The sequence below is a fragment of the Ralstonia sp. Ralssp135 genome, from assembly GCF_047304345.1.
GTDB lineage: Bacteria > Pseudomonadota > Gammaproteobacteria > Burkholderiales > Burkholderiaceae > Ralstonia > Ralstonia chuxiongensis.
Genome location: NZ_JBGLYZ010000027.1, coordinates 32060 through 59025, shown reverse-complemented (window position 1 = coordinate 59025; position 26966 = coordinate 32060). Strand labels below are relative to the sequence as shown.

Sequence of the window (26966 nt, the reverse complement as noted above, 5' to 3'; positions counted from 1 at the left end):
GCAGAGCAAATCTATGTCGGATTCTCCTGAAGACCGCCTGCCGCCACATACGGCCACGACGGTCGAGGCATTGCCGTCCATCGACCATCACGTTCGCTCTGAGGAGCAAGCCGCTGCGACGCGCGCTATGCCAAAGCTTTCCGTTACTACGCTTCTGATCGGCATCACGGCGTTTGTCTTTCTTCTGTCGATTGTGTTTGGCGAGGGCTTTGTCACGTTCTCGCCGTCAGCGCTGTACCGTTTGGGCGGCAACCTGGCGGCGCTCTCGCTTACGGGTGACACTTGGCGCCTTCTGACAAATGTGTTCTTGCATGCGGGGATTGTTCACCTGCTGCTCAACATGTACATGCTGTTCCTTGTGGGCAGGCTGGCGGAGCGCTGGTTTGGTCAAGCGGGCACGCTTGCGATCTATTTGCTCGGCGGTCTATGGGCGAGTTATGCCAGCGCTTGCTGGTTGGGATGGCAGCTCGTATCTCAAACCGACGCGAACATGACCGTGAGCGTCGGTGCATCCGGCGCCATCATGGCGCTGTGCGGCGCGCTGATCGTCATGGCGTGGCTGCACGATGACACGCCACCGTCGCTGGCAAAGGAAGGGGCCACGCTATCGGGAACAGGAAAGGTGTTGATGCAGACGGTGGCCATCAACATCGTGATGGGTTTCGCTATCAAGGGCGTAGATCAGGCCGCGCATCTGGGCGGGTTGCTTGCGGGCGCCATCTTCGGTCTAGCTGTGGGGGCTGCCACCGACGTGGCCCGTATGGGCTGGTCACCGCATCGCCGTATCGTATTGACAGCAGTCGCGGCCGTGGCGGTTCTCTACGGCGGTCTGTCGTTGGCAACGTGGCCGGCATTACGCGAATGGCGGACTTCGTGGAATCAGGAGGCTGCCGAACAAGACGCCGTCGAGCAGCGTGCAGAAGAAGAGAGACGCGCTGAGCGCGACGCGCGGCGAGCCGAGGTTGCAGCTGCGAAAGTACGCACGAAAGCGGCCGAAGCGTTGCGGGCTGCGCTGCCGCCCCCGGTGACCGAGCAGGAATCCGCCGGGCAGGTGGTCAAGTGGGATGATGCCGCAGCGGTCGCTCGCCTTGACGCCGAATTCCCCCCGCCGCCGGCGCCGAAAAACGCCCCAGAGAATGTCGGACAAATTTTGCCGCGCCAGGGGCCTGCGGATGGCCTGTTGGTCACGTGGCCGTCTGCGGACAGTCTGCAGTTGACACGTCCCGGCGCCGCAAATACGCCCTCCGAAGTTGTGGCCGCATGGACGCTGTGCGATGCCGAATACATGGGGCAAATCACGGAGCCGGGCGCTGCCTGGCACGACAGCACAGGCAGGGAACTGGTGGCATCGCTCGGCCATCAGCCTGTCGTCCGCGTAACGGATTTGGCTACCGGCGTGGAAGTCGGCATGTACCTCATGCCGGGGCTTCCCAAAAGTGCCCGGTTCAGCCCAGACGGCAAGCGCTTGGTAGTGGAGTCTCGCGACAGCGACGGGCACGACTATATAAACGTCGTGGATATTGCTCGCCGCATGAGCGAAGCCGATGCGCGCAAGTACATTCCGCAGGGGTTCATTTGCGGCTGGTCAGACGCTGGTAAGGCGCAGTGAAAAAGGCTGCCCACTGGCTCGCCGCCACATGAAGATTTAGAAACAATCCCCCCAATCGCCCCAAGCCTGCGTAGCATCTCCACCGTCCGCCCTTGCGCGTGCGGACGTCACATTTCACGCACGCTGATATGAACGCACTGTCCCGCTTCGCCGCCGCTTGTGCTCTGGCCGCGCTGCTTGTCACACCCGCATTCGCGCAGGACGACACACCGCTGCAGGTTTCGTACCGCCAGGTGCTGACCGAGTATTTCAAGGACGCGCCGACTGCGTCAAAGAAATACGACGGCCACCGGCTCGTCTTCAAGGGCCAGGTCTATCCGCTGTCCGACGACAGCCTCAACACACTGGCCGTGACCGAAGACCTGAAGGTGGGCGCGCCGTTTCAGGATGACCAGCGTGACGCACTCAGGGCGCTGTTTCCTGATCACAAGCTGGCGGCTTACAAGCCCAGCAAGGACATCACGCTGGATTGCCTGAACGGCCAGTTCGTTGGCGTGACGCTGGCGCTGGCGGATTGCCGCGTCGCCAAGCCCTGACCTTTGTACCGCTCTCCAGTTTTCGTTTCCGATCATGGCCTCTCTTCCGTTTGAACAATTGCTCGCTCCGCTGCCCGGTGCCCAACCGTGCGGCGAAGACATGCTTTTCTCCACCGAATTCGACAGCATCCAGGATGCGCGCCGCTTTGATGACCCGTCACTCGACCAGGGCGAATGGGTCACGGAGATCAAGGAAGCCGACTGGCGCGCCGTCATCGCAGAGAGCACGTCCCTGCTGCAGAAGCGCACGAAAGATCTGCGCCTGGCCGCATGGTTGGCCGAGGCGTTGTCGAAAGAGCGCGGTTTCGCCGGCCTGCGTGAGGGCTACGAGCTGATCGCGGGCCTGTGCGAACAGTTCTGGGAACACATCTATCCGCTGCCCGAAGCCGACGATCCTGAAGCCCGCACGGGCAGCATGGCGTGGCTTGCGACGCGTTCAAGCCAGTTGATTCGCGAGGTGCCGTTGGTGGAAGCGGGCAAGGGCGGCTACAGCCTTGTCGATTGGGAAGTCGCGACCAGCCTGGTCGAAGCCATCCGCCGCGATCCGGAGCAGGCGGATGAGTTGTCGCGCGGAAAAATCACGCAGGAACAGTTTGAATCCGCACGGCGCGCCACGCCGCCGGCGTTCTACAAGACGCTGCATGATGATGTGGTTGGCTGTGGCGCTGCGCTGTTGCGGTTGGAATCCGTGCTGGATGCTCGTGCAGGAGACCATGCGCCGAGCTTCCGCCCCGCACGTGAAGCGTTGCAGGCGGTGCGCGCGTTGGTCGAGCGCTTTGGTGGCAAGCCGGAGCCCAAGCCAACTGCCGTGGAGGCGAAGAGTGCTCCGCAACAGTCAACGCAGTCTTCCGCCGGCACTGCCATCGAAACTGTGGTTTCCGGCCCCATCCGCACGCGCGCCCAGGCGCTGAACCAGTTGCGCGACGTGGCTGAATTCTTCCGCCAGACCGAGCCGCACAGCCCTGTTGCCTACCTTGCCGCGCGTGCTGCGAAGTGGGGCGACATGCCGCTGCATGCGTGGCTGCGCACGGTGGTCAAGGATGATGCGACGCTGTCGCAGATTGAGGAGCTGTTGGGCTTGGGCGATCCGCCGTCGGAAAGTGCGAGCTGAACCGGCTAGCTGCTCGAACAACCGCCGCAGCCGCTGGATCCGCAGCTACTCGAGCTGCAACTGCTAGAGCTACTGCTTGAACTGCAGTTGCTCGACGTGTCGCTGCCAGAGCCGCCGGAACTGGCGCCGACGGGTGTTCCCATCATCGGTCGGTAGCCAGCCCACGCTGTGTTGGCCAGCACGCTCGTGCCGCCAAACGCCGCCAGCCAAAGTAGATCGCTTGTCGACAAACCGGCTTTCGGCGCCTGCTGGCTACGCTGACGATGCACATCGAGCGCGGCGCTGGCTCCTGCGGTGGGGCCCGCACGGCCGACGCCGATCAACCGCACGGTGACGCACCAGTAGACGATTCCGAATAGCGCCATCTCGACCAGCAGCCACATCACCGGACGCTCTCGGGACAGGCCAACAAATACCTTTATCACCCCGAGCCACAGCACCGATAGCCCGATCGCCCATGCAGCGACGGTGGTTCCGCGCATCGCGCCGGTGGCCCACATCCAACCTTCGTGGCGCAGCCGATCTGTCATGTCGATGGCTTCGTCGAGAAACCGGTCTCGAAAGGCTGGCCATGGTGAACGGCGCTGTGGTTGCCGGGCCAGCCAAGTCCACGCGTCGACGTGGCGCTCGGGCGCTGGCGTTTCGTTCGCGACCACGTATGTGTTGCGGTCACGTTTTCTCTTTGCTGGAGAGGCGACGCGGATTGCACCCGCGTCGAGGAGTGTCAGCGTCGCAACCTGCGCCATTCGCGTGGCATCGCCGGTGATCAGCGCGGCTTCGGCGGGCGCCAGCTGCCGTGGCACGTTGCCATCGGCGGCTCCCCATGGGCGGCGCGGGTATGCAAATCGATGCAGGCCCCGGATCAGCAGACACGCCATCAGGCACACGCCCAGATAGAACGCGAGAAACCGCGGCCCTGCATAGTTCAGCACATCGAAATCTGACGCGACATTCGTGGTGATTGCGATGAAGCAGGCTCCGATCACGAGCCACACGGATGGCATGACCGAACGCGCGGTTGACGCACCTGGCGGCGTGACAGGGTTGGGCGGATGCCGTGCGGGGCTGGCAGCCTCTGGCGCGCTGTCTGGCTGGACAGGTTCCGGCACCGGCCAGACGTCGGGAGGCGGCTCCATACCAAACGTGCGCTGGTAGCTTTCGATCGTTTGCTGGTAGTGCTGCGCGTAGGTATCGTCTTCGCCCGGGGCACCAATACCTGGCGCATGGTGAAGCGGCGCGCCCAGTACCTCCCCGCAGAACACCGTCCAATACTCTTTCGAATATTGCAGATGGAGATGCCATGCCGCATCGATCGCCTCGGAAGGCGTGACCGCATGCCCGGCAAACACCGCCAGATAGGCGAAACGCTTGTATTCCTCGATGACTGCCAGCGTATGCAAGCGCGACCAACCCTCGGCTTCGGCCAGGCGGTGACTGAACGGCACAGGAGCGTCAGGCGCGTCGGGCGAATACTGGCTCAGCCGAAGCAGGCAGGCCTGGCGATCCGCTTCGGTCGGCGCCGCCTGATCGTCGTGTGTCACTTACTCGCCCGAAACTCAATCCGCCGATTGCGCGACCGGCCTTCATCGGTATTGTTGGCCGCCACCGGCTGATCCGGCCCCACGCCCATCGCGGTGAGCGTGCCTGGCTCGGCGCCCTTGGCGATCAGGTAGTTCTTGACCGTCTCTGCGCGCGCCTGGCTCAGGTTGAGGTTCAGCGCGCGGCTGCCGGAGTTGTCGGTGTGGCCGACGATCTCGATCTTGCGGCCGTTCAGGCGTGGCAGCACGGCGGCCATTTCATCCAGAATCGCGCGCCCCTTGGGCGTGAGCGTGGCGCTGCCGGTTTCAAACTCGATGATGCGGTTGGCCAGCGTCTGGTCCAGCAGTCCTTGCTCGGACACCGCCGCCACGCGCAGCCCGTTCTTGATCGTGTAGCTCTGGCCGAGCGCCGTCGCCATGTCGCTCGTGAGCTGTTGGCGCTGTGCCTCGTTACCAACGTCGCCGTGCAGGGAAACCTGCGTACCGTCGATGTTGAGTTGCCCGCGCTTGACCTGCTTGATGGCCGGCGACAGGATCTTCTGCACGTTGGCTGACCAGTTGGGCGGCGACACCACGTTGCCCACTTCGATTTGGTCGACCACGTTGGCGCTGCCGTAAAGCTCGCGCAGCTTGGCTAGCACGGTCGCTTTGGTGGCTTCGTCCGGAACCGTGCCACCGGCCACGACTTGACCCGGTACGGGAGCGTCGCCAGCGGCGGCATGGGCCGGCAGGGCGCTGCCCAGGCACACCAGCATTGCGGCATTCGCCAGGAAGGTTGCAGGCCGGAAGCCGCGCTTGATTGCATCCAGACCCATGTTCATTCTCCGATGAAGACTTCGCGGAAGGTATCGACCGCCACGCGCAGCGAGAGCTGCGGTTGATCCAGGTAACTCACGAACTTGGCCAAGCCGTAATCTCCGCTGACGTGCTGGTCGACCCATTCCGGATCGTCGATGTTGATGTTCTGTTCGGCATACGCCAGCGGCGACATGACGCTGTGCAGCGTGCGTGACGAGGCACCGTTGAAGCCGATGACCAGTCGCTCGGCACCGTTGATGTCGCCCAGGAACAGCGACAGCTCGAAGTCCGCCCGCTGCAGGAAGCGCGACACCAGCTCCAGCCAGAAACTCGCCACCAGGCTGCGATAGAGCGGGTCTGCTGGCAGCGGCAGCGTGAGCCCCTTCTCAAGCCGTGACGAGCCGTTCGCCATTACGGGTTGGAGCAGCGTGCCGAGCGCCAGGAGTGTGCGGCGCAGGCGGATGTTGTGACCTTCCGAGCGCAGCATCTGCTCAAGGCCGGCAACGGTCTGGAAGTCGATGAAATCCGAAAAGCTCGCGTCGTGCGACTGCGTGCTCGTGCCGGTCGTGCCGGTCTCCACGCCGTGCTGACCTTCGGCAAGCAGCCGCAGGCCTTCAGTGGCGTCGGTGGCCGTGCCGAGCGAGATCATCTGCTGCCCGGCGCGTGTCCAAAGGCGCGCCAGCGCAATCGGGCTGCGCGCGATGAAGTTGATCGGCCGATCGACTTCCATGGCCGCCGCCGTCAGGAACGGAAAGCGGCGCGATGACAGATCGCTGCTCGCCATGAGCGTGCCCGCGATAGCGAGCTTGCTCTGCGAGCCGAGAAACGCAAACTGCACCGGCTTCCAATTGTCGTAGGTCGTCTTCCAGTCCGGGGCTTCGGCCAGCAATTCCATGCCTTGCGCCAGCCAGCGGTCCAGCGTATCGAGCAGCTGGACGTTGTTGGCGCTTTTGACGAAATCGCCGCGCGACGGAAGCTTCCCGAAGTACGAAAGCTGCAACTGGGTCTGGCTCATTGCGCCGTCCCTCCTTGCTCTTCCGTGATGCTGCGGCGTGCGGCCTGCGTGGACACTGCTGCCTGCGCCGCAGGCGGCGTGCCTGCGGGCGCTGCCGGGGCGGGCGGCGTCAGTGTGTTCTGCGGTGCCGATGCATCGGCAATCGACGTCGGCAGGCGCAGGCCGCGCAGGCCCTGGCCTTGCGGCGAATCCGATGCCGTCGTGCCGCCAGTCTGCGGGCTGCTGATGATGCGCAGGCTGATCGATACCGTCAGGTTGTCCTTCGTCCAGGACAGATCGAACGCGCCATCCGGGCGACGCTTGCGTTGCGCCGTGGCAATCAGGCGCTCCAGACCAAAGCGGCCGGGCTCGTTGAGCATCTCTACCGTGCGGCCGTCAAACGTGGTGGCGGTTACGCGCGCGCCCGGCGTGCCTTGCGGATTCGGCCAGACGAAATTGGCCCACTGCGGCGGCGTGTTGCGATAGCGCAGTTGCTGGCCATCGATCTCGATCGTGTACTCGGTCGCGCCTTGCGACGGCACGGGCAGGATCTGGAACACCGTCTGCGGTGCTGCGGCTGCGGCACCGCCTGCACCGCCGGCCGCACCACCCGTGAGCGGTGCGATCCAGCGCGTGAAGCCAGTGGTGAATTCGGGCACAAATGCAATGCCCAGATCGCCCCAGGTGCGGGAGGCGATCATGTCGCCACGGCGCACGGACAGCGGACCGATCGTCGTGCTGGCGAACTTGGCAATCGCGCCGTCCGGGCCGAATACCTGACCAATCTCGGCCGCGCTGGCCTCGATCTTGGCGTTGGGCGCAAACGGATACTTGTCTGCCAGCGTGGTGGCAAACGGCTGATACACCTGCGCGTTCCACACCTTGTTGACTTCGGTCGTGGCCGGTCGGATCGCCACCGCATACGACTGCAGCAGCGGGCGCACCAGCAGCGGACGCAGCGTTGCGCGCTCGCTGTCAGTCATGCCCGTCAGCATCTGCTCATCCACGTACTTGAGCGTGTCGGCCAGTTCCGAGCCGTTGCCGTCCAGCGTTTGCTGCATCAACTGACGTGCACCCGGCCCCGGATCGCCCTGATTCTTGATCTGGTTGAAGCGCGTACGCACCTTGGAGAGCGAATCCATATAGCCGCGCAGCAGCGATTTGTCGTCGCGCATGACAACCACGCGTGCGAGCCCCGAGAACTCCTTGCCCACCGGGCCCATCGGGATGGCGCCAGCCTCAGCATTACCGCCCACGTCCACGTTGACGTTCACCTGCGACGGCGTCTGGCGCGCGAACAGCTGCTTGAACCAGCCCAGCACGCCCGTCTTGGCCTGCTTCAGGCCGGCATTGAACATCGACGGGTTGTCCCACGACGTCTGCTCGTACGCGGTGTCGAGCACCTTGCGGATCGGCGAGTTGGTCGGATCGCCCAGCAGGTTCATGCCGGTGACGGCCTGATCGAAGCTGGCGAAATCCTGAATCGCCACGCCTTGCATGAAGCGTTGCCATTCGCGCGCGTATTCGGTCTTGTACATCGTGACCAGCGCCTTCTGGATCTGCTCGGGGCTGCCTTCCAGCGTGAGGTCGTCGCGTGCTGCAACGTTCAACACCCAGTCCTTGGTCTGCAGTTCCTTGTTGGCGGCTTCCTTGATGGCGGGTTGCACGTAGCCGAACCACGCTTCCTTGGTGAACGTGCCGGGCACGGCGTAGCTGCCGGCCACCAGGCCAGCGCCGGTATCGCCAACGATGCGTGCGACCGTCATCGGGGCGTAGCGCGTGGACGCGCGTGCCTTGATCTCGGCATAGGCGCGTTCGCGCGCCGGCATGCCGCGCACCACGCGGCGCAGGTTCTCACGCGTCTGGTCGACCAGCGAGAGGTTGCCTTCCAGCAGCGGCCAGTTGTCGTCGTTTACGCGGGCGAGGAAGAACGACAGGTTGCGCTCCGCCGAGCGGATCATCTGCTCGCGAGGCATGTTGCCCCGGTTGTCTTCCAGCCAGCCGCGCCAGAAGCGCGTGATCTGATCGGTCAGGTGCGCGACTTCCACGTGACGCTTGTCCGACAGCATCAGGTAGGTCTTGAGCGCGTTGTAGCCGTCTTCCACGTTGGTGGGCGAGGCGTCGGTGTAGCGCTTGGCTCCGGTTGCAGCCGTGGCCTGGTTCGGTGCAGCAGGCGCATTGGCGGCCGCACCGGAGGCACCTGAGACACCCGACGCACCACCCAGGGTGGCGGTGGCTGTCGTCACGGACGTGGTCATCACTGCACCGGTTTCCGGCGGCCGCACCATCGGGGCCAGCTGATCCGGATGCGCGTTCACTTCGGCCAGGAAGGTTTCGATCGCGCCGCCCACCGGCTTGAGCATGACCTGGCGCAGGCCGTTGTAGTACTCGTCAAGCAGCTTGTGCTGCAGCGTGTCGCCCTGGTACAGGCCCAGCGACAGCGCCAGCGGGTGGTCATTGCGATACCGGTCGAGCTGTTCGATACGGTCTTGCAGGATGTCGAGCGCCTCCAGGCGAGCCTGCAGGTCTACCCGGTTCTGCTGCATCTTGACGATCTTGTCGAGGTCAGCCTGCACGTTGGCAGTGAGCGTGCGGTTGCCCATGTATGACCACGTCCAGCCGCCCAGCATCACGCCCAGCGCCAGCACCAGCGCAAAGAACGTGGCGATGCGCAGGCGCGTCTTGGCGGGACTGGCAAACTGCCGCACCGTCTGCTTGTCGGCAAAGATCACCTTCGAGAACAGGTCGCGCAGGAAGAAGCCGTTCTTGGAGAACACTTCGCGGGTGCGCGCGGCGCCGTCGGTCGACAGGCCAAAGCGGCGTGCAATGCGCTCGGCCGACACGCTGTTGGTGGCACCTTCCTGCAGCGCGCTGGTGAAGTAGAAACCGCGGAACACCGGCTTGTACTGGAACGGGTTTTCATCGAACAGCGTCATCAGGAACGCACGCAGCGTCGGCTTGATCGATGCAAACTCCAGCGGGAAGCTCAGCAGCCCCGGCGAGAGCTTGTTGTTCCGGTGCAGCGCGATCTGCGCCACGCTGATCTCCTTCAGCCCGTCGCACAACTCGTCAAAGCGCTGGTCGAACACCGCCGCCACGTCCGGCTTCGAGTCCGGCTCGAAGGGCAGGGTGGCGCCCCATACGCGGTCGCGTTCCTGCTTCTCGCTGTCGCCAAAGAATTCGGTAAAGCCGGTGATCAGGTCGGCCTTGGTGAACATCACATACACCGGGGCAAACACTTCCAGGCGTTCGGTCAGTTCCTGCACGCGCTGGCGCAGGTTCTTGGCCAGGTTGATGGCGAATTCGGGGCGGTTTTGCGTGAGTTCCGACACGCTCACCGTTACGACGATGCCGTTGATGGGCGCCTTGGGGCGATAGCGCTTGAGCAAGTCCAGAAAGCCGAGCCATTCGCGGCGGTCTTCTTCGTGCACCGAGTAACGGCCGGCCGTGTCGAGCAGGATGCCTTCAGTGGTGAAGAACCAGTCGCAGTTACGCGTGCCGCCGATGCCCTGGATGACAGCGCCGCCCTTGTCGGCAAACGGGAACTGCAGGCCGGAGTTGAGCACGGCCGTGCTTTTGCCCGCAGCCGGGTTGCCGATCACGATGTACCAGGGCAGCTCGTAAAGCGCTGCGCTGCCCGACATCTGTCCGAGCTTGGAGCGCTTGATGGTCTTGACGGCTTCGGCCAGGCGCACGCGCAGGGCTTCCACTTCTTCCCGCTTGTCGGGCGTGGCCGTCTTGTCGGCGGCGGCTTGCTCGAGCACGCCCTCCAGCTTGTTGCTGGCCTGACGCGCACGCCAGCGCTTCCACAGGTACGTTAGCAGCCAAAGGGCGAGCAGCACGCCTAGCGCGACGCCGACCCAGACCAGGCCAACCTCAAAGGTCTGCGCCATGAGGAGCAGGAAGATGGTCAGCACGATCACGCCAAGAATGGACAGCGTGCGTGAGTTGGTCAGGAAGTTCAGGAAGCGTTGCATGTTGCCTTCGGCTCGGGAACAGACAGAATCGGAATCGAAATCAGGAACGAGGTCACGTCAGGCTGGGCACCACCGCGATGGCGCCGCGCTGCTGGATGTCGTTGGCGGTAATGGCCAGCACCGGCTTGCCGGTCTGCTGGCTCAACTGGTGCGCCACCACCACCGAGAGCAGCGGGCCCGCAGCGCCCACATAGCCGCAGGGCGTGCCAATCGGCAGCAGATCTGCCGCCAGGTCCAGCGCTGGAAAACGTTCGGAAAACACGCGTGCCACTTCGACTGTGCGCACGGGGTGCATGCCGGTGTCTGAGACAACGCCGGCAATGGTGATGGGGTCGGCAGCCGACTCGCCCTCGGCGGTATCTGCCTTTTCAGCGGGCGCAACGTCCTGCTTGGCCTTGACCGGTGTGGCGGCCAAGGTATCGAGCACGTGGCCCACGGCATCGCCCAGCGCCTGCAGTTGCGGCTGGCCGCGATCCGGCGTCGGCGATTCAAGCCGCGCCACGCCGGCGCGCGTGATCGTGAACGACTCCGTTGCAGCGGCATCGCCTTCCAGCGCAGGCGGCAGCAGGCTCTGCGCCATGGCAGGCGCGCACAGCAGCACGCCCGCAGCGGCTTCGCCCGGCACGCGGCCGTGTTGGCGATTGGCTTCGAACAATTGCTCGTGCTGCATCAGTTGCTCAACAGCGCTTGGGCCGACCAGCGAATCCGCCACCACCACCATGCGCAGCACGCGCTCGTCGCTGGCGCGGTTCACGCCTTGCGTGGCGCGATCGAGCAGCAGCAGTGCGTCGGCATCGCCCTTGGCTGCGATGGGCTCCAGCGTCAGTCGGTCGGCGGGCCAGATCAACGCGATGCGTTGGCGCAGCCACCCATCGGCGGCGGCTTGATGCTGCGGTGTCCACTCGCGCGGGAGCAAGGCGGTGATGATCAGTCGCGTGGTTTCCGGGGCGGTCGTTTCCGGAACCTGCGCAACGGCATGTGCGGCCAGCTCTTCGGCCACTTGGCCGGCAAGCGAGAGGGCGCGCAGGCGTTCGTCCAGCCAGTCGACGTCAGGATGCTGCTCGGCCAGTTCGGCGCGCAGGTCTTCGATATCGATGCCTTCCACTTGCGCTGCAAAGATCGGCTGGCCGAAGCCCTGCACATCGGTCAGGCCCGGTTGCGTGTTGGCTTGCACTGCGTCCACCACCGATGCCGCATCACTGCCTGCAGGTGCGCGCAGGGCGCTGGCCAGCAGCACGGCGCGCCATTGGCGCGTGGCGTCTTGCGGGTCGGCGGCTTTGGCGTCGGTGCCTGCAGTGGCCGGCGAGGCGGCTGCGAGCTCGCGGCCCGCGACCACATTGGAGCGAATGCCATCCAGCGCGCGCTTGATGACCCAATAGCCGACGATCATGCCCACCGGCAGCAACAGCAGGTAGGTGAGGATGTCGGCGGTGGTCGGCATGCGATTGGCGGATTGCCACCACACGATGACGGCAATCCACACCACCACGAAGACAGCGAGCAGCGTCAGCCCGGACCGGAAGAGTCTTGCAACCATGTCGTGCGCGTTCAGATGCTGCCGGTGTTGCCCTGGCTGGACAGGAGCGTGGCGCCGCACGCTGTCTTGTCGCCATGGCGCGCCGCCTGCTTGCCGTCGATGATGACGTTGGGGTCGCCCGTCACGATGACGGTCGTGCCGCCGTGGCCGTTCCGCGGGCAGGTCACCTTGTCGCCCACGCAGGCGATGCCCTTGCCGCCGGTGCTTGTGTTGCCCGATGCGGTGATCACCACGCCGCCGTGGTCGGTCTTGTCACCCAGCAGGATGAAGGGCCGTGTCATTGCATGCTCCCCGTGTGTCCTATCGTCATTGCCTTGGTGCGGGCTGCTTGCCGAGCACGCCCTTGCGGCGCAGCTCGACGTGGCCCAGATCCATCATCTTCCAGCGGCCGCCCCACACGAGGCCGACCGATTCCGCCGTCTGGCCGTACAGCTCGTAGCCGCGCATTGCCCACGGGTCTTTCTCGCTGATGACCAGCTTGCCGTCGCGGAAGAACGCGTTGTCCGCCGCCAGGCCGTACTGGTGATAGCTCTGGAACGCCGTGGCCTGCGTGACATTGCTGCCCATCGCCGCCAGCTTCACTTGCCGCTCGGGGCTTCGGTAGCCTTCGAGCAGCGCCATCTCGTATCCGTGTTCGTCGCGCATGATCTTGTAGACAAGCAGCAAACGCTGGCGGAAATCCGCGTCGAGCAGGTTCCAGTCGCGGCTCGCATCGCGGATGGCCGGCCGGATCTGCTCGACTTCACGCGTGGTGAACACCTCGGGCGGCAAGGGGGGCGGCGGGATCAGCCGTTCGCCATTGAGCAGCGCCGAGATGTGCGGATCCGGTTCGCGCACCTGGTCGTCATCGAACTCGAACGACTGCTGCTCGCGCAGCGCCAGCGCCAGCATGGGCGGCACCGACAGCACACCCAGTGCACCGAGCAGCAACATCCGCCGCCGCACCACGAACTGCTTGAACGCCGATACCCCTGAGGTTGCGTTGTCCACCGACTCGCGCAACGACCCTGCCGAGCGCGCACCCACCACCGCAGCCCCCGTGCTCAAGCGCCGCCACTGAGCACGCAGTAACGCCGCGCAGCGCTGCCGTACCGACGGCAGCAGCAGCACGGCAGCCACCACCACCATGGCAACGAAGTAGAGAACAAGAGCTAGAAAAACCATACCGACCTGCGGAGCGTGGGCGCCTACGTCAATTCATCCAGATTTATATCTGTATTTAGAACTCTAAATTATTAATAAACGGTAATAATCGGGCGCTCGCTACGCAGAAATATTAAGAAACGATAAAGAAAATACCGCAACCTACGTCAATCATTTGTCTTTCAGCAAGGCCAGACTTAGAATCAGCAGCCACCACCGGAATCGGCGGTTGTTTGTAATCCATACGTTCGCCGCGCATTCTATTTCAATTCTGGACCCGTGATGAGTAATAACGGCGATTTGAAACAAGAAGGGCCCCCAACGCTCTTCAATTCTGAATCCGAGACCGATGAGGCCGGGCATACGCGCATTCTGGCGAGCCTGGAAGGCCGCGTCGCGGCCAGCGGCAAGGGGCCGAAAAAGTCGGGGCAGCGCTATGGCGTTGCAGCGGCGGTTGTCGTGCTCGCCGCCGGTATTGGCGCATGGATCATGCTGAATCCGAGCGGCGAATCCGCGCCCGCCCAGGTGGCAGAACAACCCGCGCCCGCGGCCGCTCAATCGCCGGCAGCCACGCAGGCAGCGGCCCCGGAAGCCGCTCACACGGCCGCAGCGGCGCCTGTCGCTTCCGCAAGCGAGCCCGTGGCGGAAGTGCAGGCCGCCACCATCGTCAACGTTCCGCCGGGCGAAGAGCACGCGAGCGAGAAGGGCGAGAAGGGCGATAACGCGTCGGTTGCCAGCGCGCCCGTCAAGGAGGCGCATGATGAGGCGCCGGCCGCGCATTCCGTGGCGGCAAAGTCTGCCAGCCCCACGGCGGATACCGACGAAGGCAAGACGGCAACCGCCAAGCTGGTGGCCAAATCGACCAATACGCCATTTAAGGCGCTGCAGCAGCCAACAAAGCCCAAGGCGCACTCAACTGGCAAAGCCGGCAAGAACCGAAAGGGCACATTGGCGCCTGATGATCCTGACGCTGATCTGCTGGCCGCTTTGCTTGCGCCGCAGAATGCTGCCAATAAGCCCGCCAATTCACCCACTTACAAAGGGCAATAGCCGCCCGACTGCCCGGTTGGTTTTTTTTACAACCGGGTAATTGAGCGGAGGCGGGTGCGATGCTCGACATTGCGCTGCCTCGTAAATGCCCGCGCTGGTTTCACGAAATCGCCCCGTGATACGCCAGGCGTTGCAGCACCGGACAGCGAATGGACGCCACGACCCTTCTTCAGAACCTCTTTGCACCCACACGCCGCCTATACACGCTGGAGGGGGACGGGGCGCTCGCGGACCTTGCGGTGGAAGCCTGGCTCGGGCGGGAGGCGCTGTCCGAGCTGTTTGAATGGCGCGTGGTGGCCGTCAGCGCCAATGCGCGCATCGCGCTCAAATCGTTGCTGGGCCAGCGCGTTACGTTGGTCACGACGCTGGCCGACGGGACGCAGACCAAGCGTACAGGCCTGATCCGCCTGGCTGAGAAGCTCGGCGCGGATGGCAGCCTCACACGCTATCGCCTGACCGTGGTGCCCTGGTTCTGGCTGACCACGCAGCAGCGCCACAGCCAGGTCTTCCAGAACCGACCGCTGCCGGACATCATTGAACAGATGTTGTCGCCGTACGAGCCGTACGCCTCGTGGCGCTACGCGGCCGGTGCCGATGCACGCATGGCCGACTTCGGTACCCGCACGCACATCGCCCAGTTTCGCGAGACCGACTATCACTTCGTTACGCGTCTGCTGGCCGAAGCGGGGCTCGGTTTCACCACGGTGGAAGACGATCAGGCGCACGGCGGCCACACGCTCGTGATCTTCGCCGACAGCACTCAACTGCAGGAAGACGCGGAATCGGCTGCGGCGGGCGGTATCCGCTTCCACCGCGCGCACAGTTTGGAAGAGCGCGATGCGATCCAGCAACTCGCTTGCCATAGCCGCACCACCGTAAGTGGCGTGGCGGTGGCCGCGTGGGACCCGGAAGGCAAGCAGAACGCTCGCGCCCATGCGCCCGCACGCTTCGCCACCAGCGCGGGCAGCCCGGATGCGTATCTGTCGATCAGCCCGTCGCTCGCACCCGATTCCGCCAACGCCCAGCGCATTGCCGAACAGGTCATGGAAAGCCTGGAGGCGCGTGCGCTGCTGTTTTCGGGGCGTGGCACGGTGCGCACGCTGCGCAGCGGCACGCGCCTGCAGGTGGTGGATTGCCCGCACCTGCCGCAAGACGTGGAAGGCGCCTATCCGCTGTTGATGGATCTGGTCGAGCACTGCGGCATCAACAACCTGACCGTCGATACGCACAACGCGCTCAGCCAGCGTTTGGGCGGGCTCGACGCCGCGCTGGAATTCGATACGCCGCCCAGCGCACCGGAATCCGGCCCCGGCATCTTCGGTTTCCAGGAAGCAGAAGACCCCGTCGAGCGCATCACCCCAACTGGCGATCTGCTCAAAGCCGCACGCACGCATGGCTACGCCGGAATGTTCCGCGCAAGCGACGCACGTCGGCCCTGGCGCCCTGCTGTGACAGAACCCGATTGCGGCCGCCTCTACGCCGCACCCACCGCGCAAGGCGTGCACAGCGCCATCGTGGTCGGCCCGGACGGCCAGACGCAGGCAGGCGGAGACGGCGAACACCACGCCACCCCCGCAGGTGAAATCCGCGTGCGCTTCCCTTGGCAACAAGGCGAGCGTGCGGATGACCGCAGCACCCGCTGGGTGCGCGTTGCGCAGCGGCAGGCTGGTTCCGGCATGGGATGGCAGTGGCTGCCGCGCATCGGGCAGGAAGTGCTCGTCAAGTTCAGCGAAGACGACATCGACCAGCCTGTCGTGATCGGCTCGTTGTACAACGGTCAGGGGGAAGCAGGCATTGCGCCGACGCCGGGCGGGCAGGGCGCATCTGACCAAAGCGACAGCACAGCCCTCTACAAGCAAGGCAGCGACAGCGCCGCGAGCGCGCAAGGCAACGTGGCCGGCGGCCACAGTCCCGCCTGGCACGGCATGGGCACGGAGGCCGAAGGCCACCGTAACGCCGCCGCCCACACCGGCTTCAAGAGCGCGGAACATGGCGGCAGCGGCTACAACCACCTCGTCTTTGACGACAGCGACGGCCAGTTGCGCACGCAGCTCGCCACCACGCAGCAATTCAGCCAGCTCAACCTCGGCCATCTCGTCCATCAGCAAGACAACCGGCGCGGCAGCTTCCGTGGCCAAGGCTTCGAGTTGCGCACCGATGGCCACGCCGCCGTGCGCGGCCAGGCTGGCCTGCTACTGACCACCTACCGCGATGCCAGCAACGGCAAAGCCGTGCCCACCGGCGACAACGCGGCAGGCATTGCGCTGATCAAGCAAGCCAAGGAATTGACGTCATCGCTGGGCCAAAGTGCGGTTACGCATCAGACGGCTTCACTCGACACCGCCAAGAACGACGACGCGCCGCTGGCCAAGCAAGCCAAAGCGGTGGCGGGCATGGTCGACGGCAAGGTGCTCGACGCTGCCAAGCAAGACGCCAGCGCCGGCAACACCGCCACGCAAGGCAAGGTGCCGCATCAGGGCGAAGCCGTCGCGCACCTGGCGGGCCGCGCGGGCCTCGTCATGGTGGCGGGGCAAGACTTGCAGCTCGCCAACGGTGAAAGCATCGCGCTGGGCAGCGGCCAAGACACCAACCTCGCCATCGGCAAGCAGGCGCGCATGCACGCTGGTCAGGCGATCGGCGTAGCGGCAGGTCTGTCGAAAGCAGGCGACAACAACATCGGCCTTCAATTGACGGCCGGGCAAGACAACATCGACGTGCAGGCCCAGCACGACGTGCTCAAGCTGATGGCCAAGCAGGACCTGAAGCTTGTGTCGGCCAATATGAATGTGGATTTTGCGGCGGCCAAGCGCATTCGCATCGCCACGGCGGGCGGGGCGTCGATCACGCTTGAAGGTGGGAACATCACCGTGGAGTGTGCGGGGCCGATTACGTATAAGGCGGCGCAGCGGACGTTTCAGGGGCCGTTCAGTGCCGACTATCCCTTGCCTGTATTCCCCGTGTCAGCGATCCCGTACAAGCCCATGGAATTCAGCATGAAGCTTGCCAATACTCCTGGCCTTGGGGGGCACGCCATTGCTCACGCGCCATGGAAGATCGCAACCGGGGATGCGCCTGAAGGGCTCGGGTTGATTGCTGACGAGCATCTCGTTGCACAAGGCGTGACTGATCAGGATGGCCATCTGAATCTGACGAGCGAGCAGCACGAGGCCTTGGCACGAGCCTACAGCAGCAACCCCGGCAGCACGTGGCTGGTGTATCCGGGGCAAACCGTTCGAATCAACGTGGCAGAGCAGCAGGACGATTGGACGGAGCAAGACGCAGCGCGGCACGCACTGAATGCCGGTGACTTCAGCGCTGAGTTGCCCGCCACGATGACGAGCGATCAAACCCAGCATCACCTGAGCTATGCGCGGCAAGCGTTCGACGCTGATTCTGCCAAGCAGATCTACGAAAAACTCACCAAGTAAGTCAGATGGGCGCACCTGAAAAGCAGATCCACCAGATTGTCGGGAAAGACGGAAAGCCAGCAAAGACCGCTGCCTCGGCTCCGGGTTGCTTCCTCCAAGGGGACGAGTTTTTCTCGAAGGCGAGGAAAGGCAACGCCGTTCACTACTATCCGACAGGCGCAGAGTATTTCGAGCAGGTTGCGAGTGCGATCGAGAATGCCAAAACCTGCGTCTTCATTGCAGGGTGGCAGGTGAACTTTGACGTGGTGCTCACGGGAAAGAAGACGCTTTGGACATGTTTGCGCACGGCCACCCAGCACGGAGCCATTGTCTATGTGATGCCATGGATGTCGCCCAAAGTTGGCGTGGATACTGGCGATTTTGAGACTGCGCTAGCAGTCATTCAATTAAATGCCGGTCTGCAAAAGCCCCGCGCATTTGTACTTCCCGCAGTTTCACAATGCGATCAGGTGGGCGCACTTGGTATCGCCTTCTCGCATCATCAGAAGCAGGTGGTCATCGACAACAAGGTGGCATTCGTTGGCGGTATCGATTTGGCCTATGGTCGGAGGGACGATGGAAGATTTCTGTTGACCTCTGATGGGCGGACAGGCAGTGAGCTTTACAACAGCTGCGTACCGCAAATCCACTCATTAACTAATGTCGAACAATCACAGTATTTGACACGTGCCGAACTTGTTGCGGCGTGCTTTGACAATAAGCTCGGAAATGTCGCGCAATTTCTGCTATCCGCGCCAATTAAGGAACTGGCTATGGTGATGGACGCCTGGAGCGGGGCCAAGGGGAAGATTCAGGAGACCAAGCAGGAGATATCAGATTGGTGGGACACGGTAGACCTGGTGCCGGAATTCATACATAAGGCACAGGAAGATGTTGAGCAGATGAAAGCAGCGATTCGGGTGGGCGCAATCGACGCGGGGCAGAATGCTGCGACGGGCTTGGCACAATGGAGCTTCCATAAATTAGATCAGACCACCCAGACGAAACTCAAAGGGCTGTGGGATTTTGGAAGCGCCCAAGTGCAGGATGCGGCGACAGCACTGGTTGCTTGGCTCAACGGAGCGTCGCTAGCGAACTTGCCGCCCAAACTGCTAGAAGCGACTGCGCAGAGTATCCAAGCGTTCGTGATTCGCGTTGTGCTCGCGTTGCAAGCTCAGGGCGATCAGCGTAAGACGTGCTACGAAAATCTGGAAAAACTCGGCAAATTGCTACCCACCGGGGGCAAGAGTATTGACCCCCAAAAACAACCGCGCATGCCGTGGCACGACGTACACAGCCGGGTGGAAGGTCCGTCTGTCTATGATCTGAGCCGAAACTTCGTGCGCCGTTGGAATGGTGTGGCAAAGCAATACGAGTTAAGCGACGGGAAAACCGTGGAGGTGCTGCTTCGGAAGATGGGCACCAACACGCCGCTTAAGGTGCAGCGTATTGCAGCCGAGCATCGCCCGATCAAGCCGACGGGCGAATCGACTGATATGTCCGGCAATTGCTGGGTGCAGTTATTACGCAGTGCCCCGCTAAAGATGCGCAAAGCCGAAGCGATTGGCGAGGGGGAGCGAGAAGCGCCCACGGTTCGAGAAAGTGGTTGCCTGAGTGCGATGCAGAAGGCGATCCACGGTGCCGTGCACTTCCTCTATATCGAGGGGCAGTTTTTTCAGTCCCAGTACGGGGAAGACGTGGTCGGCGACACGGATGGGGCAGGCACGAAATCTGGGCCAATGCGGGCCTTGATGGACCTGACTGGTTCACCCGGGTACCAGAAGTATGCCAAGCAGCTCGGGATTGAAGGGATCCCCGCCGCCAAGTGGTTCAGCCGTGTGCGATGGAGCCAAGTGGATATCGTCCAGCGGGATCTCAAAGGCGGTGGAAAGGATTTCATCAACGATTTGAAGAAGGTATTGGCGAGCCAAGCAGCCATCGCGGGTTTTGGTGCGCTGGGGCCTGCACAAAAGACGCTGCTGAACCCTATCGGCAAGGCGTTGGGGGATCGAATTACCAGAGCGATTCAGGACGATCTACCATTTCACGTGTACATCGTGTTGCCGGCCCACCCGGAAGGTACACTCGACACGCTCAACATCATGACGCAGCTGCATTTGACGATGCAGTCGTTGGTTTTTGGCACCAATAGTTTGGTCAATCGGGTTAGGCGGGCATTGCTGGCCAAACAGTATATGAAGGGCCGAAAGGTACCCTGGGCCCAAGCTGAGCGGGATGCTGGCGCGGTTGACACTGAGGAATTGGATCGTTCGATTCGAACCGAAGATTGGGAACAGTATCTGACGTTGTTGAACCTGCGCAATTGGGGGACGATCGGCGGTCGGCCGGTAACTGAGCAAATCTATATCCATAGCAAATTACTGATCGCAGACGATCGCACCGTGGTGTTGGGCAGCGCCAACATTAACGACCGCAGCCAGATTGGTGACCGGGATTCTGAACTGGCGGCCATCATGCATGACGACACGTCAGTGTCGGTTCCGCTGGACGGCACGAATATGCAGCGGGTAGGGGCTTCGGCGCATTCGCTACGCAAAGCGTTGTGGAGCAAACATTTCGGGCTGCTGGGGGGGGCGGAGCCGGCCAGCGATATGGCGGCCTTGCTGGATAAGCCCGCCGACCCCAAAACGTGGCTAGCGATCAAGGGCCTCGCAGTAAGGAATGCACAGGCGTATCAAAAGGCATTCCCGTTTCTGCCAAAACTGGGTATCAGCAGTTCCATCTGGCCGACTTGGAACCCAAGGACAGCGAAACTTGATGGTTACATGCCGTTCAATGAACGCTTTTGGCGCAATCCAGAGAAACGGGATGAATCTTTTACGTGGGATGCCAAGCAGTTGTTGCCGGAGCATGTCCCTACAGGAGTGCGTGGGTTTGTTGTGGCTTTGCCCGCCATGTGGACACGGGGTGAGGACAATAACTCGGGGATGAATCTGACTACGCTCGCCGATATCGGCCCTGAGGGCGGCTCTGATACGCCCACGCAAACGGCAGCGTTATCTGCCGATCAGACTGGACAAGCCACTACGTAGACGGCACAGGAAGCGCACTCATGCAGTATCGATTCTCACAATACCGGTTGCGGCAATTGTATGCTTGCCTCGCAACGATCGCGCTAGTTGCTTGCGGCCAGGGCGGACATGCGCAGGAGCCTACGCCGAAGGAAGTGGAAGTTACGAACCGCTTTGGTGAACGGGTCAAAATACCGAATCCGAGCAAGAATGACAGACTGGAAGCAACGGCACCGGGCTATGTCACGCCAGCAGAAAGCCGCTCCGAATGCCTTGGTCGGTTAGTGTTTGACATACCACGCAACACGAACTTCGAGTGGGCAATCGCCTCAACCTCGTCCAAGCAAGGGCCTTACGAGCAACTGAGACAATACTTCGATAACGGCACGGGACGAGGACGGATAGAGATTGAAACGCCGGAGTTACGCACGCAGTTCGCTGTGTATGGCCCTGTTACGTCAGAGTTGCGGGAGAAATTTCTCAACTATCGCACGCGTGTAAACAGGGCGACGCTAAATGGGCTGCTTAGCGCCGAAAACAGAAAAAAAGCGGATATCGAGATGTACCGGCGAGATCCGAAGCTTGGCGACAACAGCATACGAGAAATGCTTGCCGGCGATCTCAAGAAGATCGAACAAGATATCGCGGACATCAAAGCGGACCGCTATCAGAAAGCTATCGATCTGGGGCGACCCGAAAGCGCTGCACTCCGTTCAGATCAGCACACGCAAGGTGCTTCTTATCTGCGAGGCTCAATCGTTCTGGGTAAGTATGTCATCGCATTCGAGTCCATGTTGCTTGCTGACATCCCGGTGAACGAAGTTCCCACGGAAGCCCAATGGACTGCCGCCGAAAGCGCTCTACGCAAGCTGATCGGCCAACTGCAAGCCCGTGATCTGTACGAAATCCCCAAAGAGCGAGGCTTTTGCCTCCCATATGCCTTTCTGCGAGACGATGGTACCTACGGCAATGAGATTTCGTCGACTTTCCGTTTGGCAGATAGCCCCGCAGTGCTCTACAGCCTGAACTTCTCCGCAGTGCCGGCGGGCAAGGGTTCGGTAATGACGCTGATCAACGCGGCTGGCCGTTCAATGACAGGTTTGATTGGCGAATCGCCGGAAGGCATGAAAGTGACACAGCGCTTAGGGCCGCGTCCAGTCAAAATTGGCGCACTGACTTCGGAGCAGGGCGGCGTGGTCGTTCAAGCACAGCGATCAGGGAAGCCGCCCCTCGAGGGGTATCACGCTTATGCTGGGAACGGCGGTTGGTCGGGCTCTCAGATACTGCCAACCATTGAAGCGGTGATGGAGTCGGCTAGCCGCGAGCGGTATCCGAAACTAAATGCAGATGCACCACCGTATGCCGAGTCGCGCCCTCGGTTTGATGCATTGCTAAAGAGCATCCGACTGCGACCAACAACGCCGCTAATGCCCGAGTTGGAGGGGATTGCAAAACAATAGACTGCAGCAAAGAGGCTACTTTCGATCAGTACGACGTATCGCACTACCGCATTCATTTAACGCTCTCACATGAACTTGCAATACAAACTCGCCGTAGCCCTCCTGACCACCGCTTGGATGAGCGCAGGCATCTGCGCCCAGCATACCTCCACCGTGCCTGCATCAGGCAATGCGCCGCAAAGCGGAATTAAGAAGCCGGTGCACGCCAAGAAGCACGGTAAAAAAGCCAAGGTCACCCGTTCGCGCAGGAACGCGCCAGTCGCCCGTGACGGCGACGCAGAAGTGCTCGCCCAGGTGCTGGGGTCGGATGGCAAGAATCCGTTGTGGGGAAAGCCGCAGCAGTAATAGCGGTTTGTATTCGGATGAGCGACGCGGTGCCGCCTGAGGCAGAACCTTGACCCCACCGGTCCGCAAAGAAACGCGATGAAAACCTGGAGATGCCTCGGCGCAGCGGCCATTGCCTCAACGGCGTTTTGCGTATTGACTGCCTGCACCACGAAGGCTGCACCAACGGATGACGAGGTAGCGGCTAGCATCACTTCGTACAACCACACTCCCGACTATATCCACCAGTTCTACGTGGATGGAACCTGGGGGGGCAACTCGTTTGCTTATGGCGGCGGTGGGAGTTTCGTCTGTTGCATCGTGTACCCGAGAATCTGGCGCCCAAGCTTAACCGCTACGGTGAAATGGACCACATCCAGTTCTGACCCAAACGCGACCGGCGATGCAGTGAAGCCGCATTGGCACGAGGCCGTCGTTCCGATTGAGAAATATGTGGAGGCAGGCAAGTTAAACGTGCATTTCCTGCCAGGAGGAAAGGTTCGCCTCATCATTTCAAGCAAGGTGGCTGGCCACCCGGAATATCCTGGGCCAGCCTATCCTGTTAAGCCGGCAGATTTCCATTTTGAGCCAAGCCGACGTGCGGCGCGTGAGGCTGAACAGCGCGCCCGAGCGCAGGCGGCGGGAAGGGCCCGGCTTCAAGAGGAGATGCGTGCGTTGAAGGATGCACCGCCACCTCCTCAAGTGCCGGCAGAGCCGATACCACTTTTGCCCGACGAGGTTGCGCCCGGTGTGAAGCGAGACGCGACGACACCGCCTGGCTACCACCATATCCAAGGGTGATTCATATACCTCAGTGCACTCGGCCGCAGTCGGAATCGGTCAACCAACATCTCTTGCTGAACGGCCTTCTTTGCGTCTCAACACGACAGGTTGCGTGCGCTGCATAGCGACAGCGTTAGCGTTTTTCGTTGCGGCCCAGCACCTCGCATCGGCAGCCGACGCCATTGCGATTTCGCTCGATCAAGACATCAAAGCCACGGTTGAAGTCAGAGGCAGCGACGTTCACTACGAGTTGCGAACTGCGAGCGGCGTTCGCAGTGCAACAATCCCCACCGAAACTGAAAAGGCAATCCACCTAGAAACTGCCGACTACGATTTCAGTGGGCGACAGGGCTTCGCTGTCTGGTCAATTGACGAAGGGCAGGGCGTGTACAAGTTCTACCGCGTTTTTGCTTTCTCTCGAAAGCGGAACGATTTTGTTGAGCGCCATCCCCATTGTGGCGACGCGTTCCTCAACCTTCGAGTAGACGCGCAACGCAAACAGCTGATCAGCACATTCTTCGAGAACAACGTTCCCAAGTCATGCGTAACACGACTGCGTCCGGATTGAAGATGCTTCGCTACGCTTTGCTTGCGTATGTATTTGCTACAGCGTGTCCGGCCTTGGCGGATGGGACGCTGGCAATCCCCCGCAGCGAACAAGCCACTGACGGCTACTTGAGCACGGCGTTGCTGCTCAAGCCATGCCTGGATATTCGTGAATGGTCGCCCGAGCCGAACGACGCTCTTCTGAAGCAGGTCGCAGATGCGCGAAAGGGGCTGCCTCCGGAAACGTGCGATTCCCCCGCGCTGGTGGAGAAGTTGTTCAAAGCGAGATTCCTGCAGTACGCCTCGATTGCGGTGGTAAGCGATCCATGGAATCTTGATGCAAAGATCCGTGCGCAGAGTGAAGCCATGGGCCGATGCAAGAACACAGAATGCCTCGACCGCGAGTTGGATGCCGCGATTGCCGCCTTGTCGGCGGTGTACCTGAATTCCCATCCGGAATGGCCCAATGGAACAGGGCTATGCGTTTCGAAAGCCGTCGACGTGGCGGCGGCCAAGGTGCGTGCATTGCTGGGTGCCAAAGTTCAGAAAGACATTGTCGACACGTGCGCCCCAGAGTCGTTGTCCGTGCAAACCTGCCGCGGGTTGCAAGGCACACTCGTCTTTGCGGGATGCACGATGAGTGGCAATCAGGTGAACGCTCCAGAATGGCTCTTTCGCATCAGAAGCGCCAAACTTGAATCGCTACTTGCCATCGATGATGGGCCGTCGGGCATGTTGAAAACTACGTGCAATGGCATGCCAGATCTTATGACTGCGGCGCGCGTCAGCATGGGCGAGCATTACGTGACCTATTACCGCTATGACGGCACGCAGTACCAATCTGTGTATGGCTACACCGCGATGAGTATTGGCACAGACGACAACGGCAATGATTTGGCGATCGCACAAGGTGGGCAAGTCACGCGGGTGGTTTGCCGGTAGATCAATACCTGGGGGCGAACGCGGTCAGCCCGCCGTCCGCTGCTTCTGCAATAGCGCCAGCTGCGTCGTCAGGTAGTTGCTGGTGTTCGTCATGCTGGCCACCACCTTCGACAGCGCATTGAACTGCGCGTAATACAGCGCCTGCTTGGCATCGAGCTGCTTCTGCATCCGGTCAATCTGGGTGCCGAGCGAAGTGATCGAATTGTTGATGGCGTCGGTGGCGTTCTGCACCATGCCGTTGCTCGACAGCAAGTTGCCCGACACGGTGTGCAGTTGCGCCGCGTAGCCGCGCTGCACGGTGACGGTGCCGCGGTCGCCCAGCGCACCGCCAGTGACTTGCACCGTCAGGCCGTCCACAGCCGAGCCGCTGGCGCCGTACAGGTTCTGGCCCGAACCCGTGGCGGCAGCGCCGTTGATGGTGCCTTGCACATCACGCCCGCCGGTGGCCGTCGGGCTGCCGCCGAGCAGCGATGCTGCGCCGTTGCCCGACACAGACACCGTGGATACCGATCCGTATTGCTTGTCGGTGAACGTCAACACGCCGTTGGCATCGGCGCCGATGGCCACTTCCACCTTCGCCCTCTGCAGGTCAGGCGATGCGTTGATCTGGCTCTGGAGCTGCGCGGCCAGGCTAGATGGGGTATAGCTGCCCGCCGGCACCTTGATGTTGGTCGTGATGCCACTGAGCGTGACCGACAGGCTGTCGTTCACACCGCTCTGGATGGTCGTGTTGGCAGCCGCCGAGCCCTTCAGTGCGCCCTGCGTGGCCAGTTGTGTGACGTTGATGCCATAGCTGCCCGCCTGCGTGGTCGTTGAAAACGCTGAAACCTTCAGCAGTGAATCCGTCGCTGTGCCCGTGCCGGCAAACAGCGCCGCCACCTGGCCGGGCGATTTCTTCAGCGCGGCGGTGAGCTTGGGGTCGTCAATCGACAGCGTCCCTTCCTTGTCCATCGTCACGCCGATGCTGCCCAGCGACTGGAACGCACCGTTGCCGATGCCCTGGCCCAGCACGTCGGTCAGCTGGTTGATCATCATCTTGGTGCTGACGTCGCCGGCCAGCGCGCCGTTGTTGGCGGCGTTGGCCGTGTCGAACTTGGTCAGCGCGTTGAGCTGGATGCGCAACGCGTTGTACGCCTTCACAAAATTGAGCACTGACTGGCTGGCCTGGCCGGCGTCGCTGCCGACCGTGACGGTCGTGCTGCCCGTCTTGGCCAGCGTGAACGACGTTCCGTCGACAACGTCCGTCAGCGTGTTGGTGGCGCTTTGCACGCTGATGCCGTTGACGGTGGCCATGGCGTTGCGGCCCGTGGCCACCTCGGTCATGTTCTGCGTGCCGGCCGGGTCGTGGCTCAGCAGGGATTGCAGTGCAGGGTCGCCCGACACGGAAATCTTCATCTCCGAGTTGGCGCCGCCTGCGGTGGACGTCAGCACCAGCCGATAGGGCGAATTGCTGCCGTCGTTGACGATGCTGGCCGAGACGCCCACGTTGGCGCTGTTGATAGCGTCGCGGATGCCGGCGAGCGTGTTGTTCGACGGGTCGATGGTGATCGAGCCGCCGGCTTGGTTGCCGTTTTGCGTGAAGGTGGCGCCGGTGTATTTGCCGTCGGCAAAGCTGCCGCCCGAGACGCTACCGAATGAAAACGTGAGGGTGGTGGGCGTGCCGCTGCCAATGGGCGTCTTGCTGGATGCATGCCCGTTGGCCGACAGCACCTGCGCCTGCGCAAGCTGCGTCACGTTGACCTGATACGTGCCGGCGGGCGCCGTGTTGGACAGCGAAGCCGTGAGGATTGATGTGTCGTGCCCGCTGGCCTTGTTGCCGGTGAACGTGTCTGGGTTGTTCAGGACCGCCATCGCCGTCTGGAAGGTCGCCAGCGCGCTTTTGAGCGAGCCGACCGCCGACAACTGCGTCTGAAAAGCCTTCTGCTGCGTCTGCCGCAGCGTCATGCCCTTGCTTTCCGCCTGGATCAGCTTCGTCACAAGGCTGTTGACGTCGATGTTCGTACCGATGCCCGGAACCGAGATCGGCGGAATGTAGTTGTTGCTTGTGGACGAAGTGGCCATGTCGGATGCGCGCAAACGCTTTCTTCACAATCTCCACAATGTGACGGCAGCGCTGCCCGGTTCTTTAGGGCAAACCCTGCTCGGGCAGGCATTTTCTGCCGGTTTGCTCAGGAAAGCG

General features: G+C 62.3%; 19 protein-coding genes. 11 read left to right on the top strand and 8 right to left on the bottom strand.

Annotation, left to right across the window (positions count from 1 at the left end):
- The first annotated feature begins 13 nt into the window (after positions 1-13).
- The 3 genes from ACCD03_RS18040 to tssA all read left to right on the top strand — a co-directional run bounded on the left by ACCD03_RS18040 (position 14) and on the right by tssA (position 3256).
- Entirely contained in the window at positions 14-1609 is a 1596-nt protein-coding gene (locus ACCD03_RS18040; RefSeq protein ID WP_413412459.1) for a rhomboid family intramembrane serine protease, read from the top strand.
- Positions 1610-1737: 128 nt separating this feature from the next.
- Positions 1738-2145, top strand: coding sequence for a hypothetical protein (locus tag ACCD03_RS18035; RefSeq protein WP_413412458.1), 408 nt, complete (start codon positions 1738-1740; stop codon positions 2143-2145).
- A 34-nt stretch (positions 2146-2179) separates the two neighbouring features.
- Positions 2180-3256, top strand: coding sequence for a type VI secretion system protein TssA (gene tssA / locus ACCD03_RS18030; RefSeq protein WP_413412457.1), 1077 nt, complete (start codon positions 2180-2182; stop codon positions 3254-3256).
- Positions 3257-3261: 5 nt separating this feature from the next.
- Here tssA and ACCD03_RS18025 read toward each other — a convergent pair whose 3' ends face one another.
- The 7 genes from ACCD03_RS18025 to ACCD03_RS17995 are packed head-to-tail and all read right to left on the bottom strand — an operon-like array spanning position 3262 to position 13264.
- Positions 3262-4797 carry a TIGR04222 domain-containing membrane protein gene (locus ACCD03_RS18025; protein WP_413412456.1) on the bottom strand — a complete coding sequence of 512 codons (1536 nt, stop codon included), beginning with the start codon at positions 4795-4797 and terminating at the stop codon, positions 3262-3264.
- Positions 4794-5609 (bottom strand): OmpA family protein, encoded by an 816-nt coding sequence (locus ACCD03_RS18020; protein WP_413412455.1) that lies wholly within the window; start codon positions 5607-5609, stop codon positions 4794-4796. The genes ACCD03_RS18025 and ACCD03_RS18020 overlap by 4 nt, the downstream gene beginning before the upstream one ends.
- Positions 5610-5611: 2 nt before the next feature.
- Positions 5612-6607, bottom strand: a complete 996-nt coding sequence (gene tagF / locus ACCD03_RS18015; protein WP_253534262.1) for a type VI secretion system-associated protein TagF — start codon at positions 6605-6607, stop codon at positions 5612-5614.
- Positions 6604-10563, bottom strand: coding sequence for a type VI secretion system membrane subunit TssM (gene tssM / locus ACCD03_RS18010; RefSeq protein WP_413412454.1), 3960 nt, complete (start codon positions 10561-10563; stop codon positions 6604-6606). The genes tagF and tssM overlap by 4 nt, the downstream gene beginning before the upstream one ends.
- 52 nt (positions 10564-10615) lie before the next feature.
- Positions 10616-12100 carry a hypothetical protein gene (locus ACCD03_RS18005; RefSeq protein WP_413412453.1) on the bottom strand — a complete coding sequence of 495 codons (1485 nt, stop codon included), beginning with the start codon at positions 12098-12100 and terminating at the stop codon, positions 10616-10618.
- An 11-nt stretch (positions 12101-12111) separates the two neighbouring features.
- Positions 12112-12381 carry a PAAR domain-containing protein gene (locus ACCD03_RS18000; protein WP_024978961.1) on the bottom strand — a complete coding sequence of 90 codons (270 nt, stop codon included), beginning with the start codon at positions 12379-12381 and terminating at the stop codon, positions 12112-12114.
- A gap of 25 nt (positions 12382-12406) precedes the next feature.
- Positions 12407-13264: a M15 family metallopeptidase gene (locus ACCD03_RS17995; RefSeq protein WP_316675959.1), complete on the bottom strand. Its 858-nt coding sequence runs from the start codon at positions 13262-13264 to the stop codon at positions 12407-12409.
- Positions 13265-13525: 261 nt separating this feature from the next.
- Here ACCD03_RS17995 and ACCD03_RS17990 point away from each other — a divergent pair, with 261 nt between their 5' ends.
- The 8 genes from ACCD03_RS17990 to ACCD03_RS17955 all read left to right on the top strand — a co-directional run bounded on the left by ACCD03_RS17990 (position 13526) and on the right by ACCD03_RS17955 (position 24787).
- A complete protein-coding gene (locus tag ACCD03_RS17990) occupies positions 13526-14293 on the top strand; it encodes a hypothetical protein (RefSeq protein WP_413412452.1) in 768 nt (255 codons plus the stop codon).
- A 149-nt stretch (positions 14294-14442) separates the two neighbouring features.
- Positions 14443-17721, top strand: coding sequence for a type VI secretion system Vgr family protein (locus ACCD03_RS17985; protein ID WP_413412451.1), 3279 nt, complete (start codon positions 14443-14445; stop codon positions 17719-17721).
- Between the two features lie 5 nt (positions 17722-17726).
- Positions 17727-20753, top strand: a complete 3027-nt coding sequence (locus ACCD03_RS17980) for a phospholipase (RefSeq protein ID WP_413412450.1) — start codon at positions 17727-17729, stop codon at positions 20751-20753.
- A gap of 20 nt (positions 20754-20773) precedes the next feature.
- Positions 20774-22192 (top strand): T6SS immunity protein Tli4 family protein, encoded by a 1419-nt coding sequence (locus ACCD03_RS17975; protein WP_413412449.1) that lies wholly within the window; start codon positions 20774-20776, stop codon positions 22190-22192.
- Positions 22193-22261: 69 nt separating this feature from the next.
- Positions 22262-22537: a hypothetical protein gene (locus ACCD03_RS17970; protein ID WP_413412448.1), complete on the top strand. Its 276-nt coding sequence runs from the start codon at positions 22262-22264 to the stop codon at positions 22535-22537.
- A gap of 78 nt (positions 22538-22615) precedes the next feature.
- Positions 22616-23317 (top strand): DUF3304 domain-containing protein, encoded by a 702-nt coding sequence (locus tag ACCD03_RS17965; RefSeq protein WP_413412447.1) that lies wholly within the window; start codon positions 22616-22618, stop codon positions 23315-23317.
- A gap of 70 nt (positions 23318-23387) precedes the next feature.
- Complete coding sequence (locus tag ACCD03_RS17960) at positions 23388-23867, top strand: hypothetical protein (RefSeq protein WP_413412446.1); 480 nt, start codon at positions 23388-23390, stop codon at positions 23865-23867.
- Positions 23868-23869: 2 nt separating this feature from the next.
- Positions 23870-24787, top strand: coding sequence for a hypothetical protein (locus ACCD03_RS17955; protein WP_413412445.1), 918 nt, complete (start codon positions 23870-23872; stop codon positions 24785-24787).
- A gap of 24 nt (positions 24788-24811) precedes the next feature.
- Here ACCD03_RS17955 and fliD read toward each other — a convergent pair whose 3' ends face one another.
- Positions 24812-26848 (bottom strand): flagellar filament capping protein FliD, encoded by a 2037-nt coding sequence (fliD, locus tag ACCD03_RS17950; RefSeq protein ID WP_413412444.1) that lies wholly within the window; start codon positions 26846-26848, stop codon positions 24812-24814.
- Positions 26849-26966 lie beyond the last annotated feature (118 nt).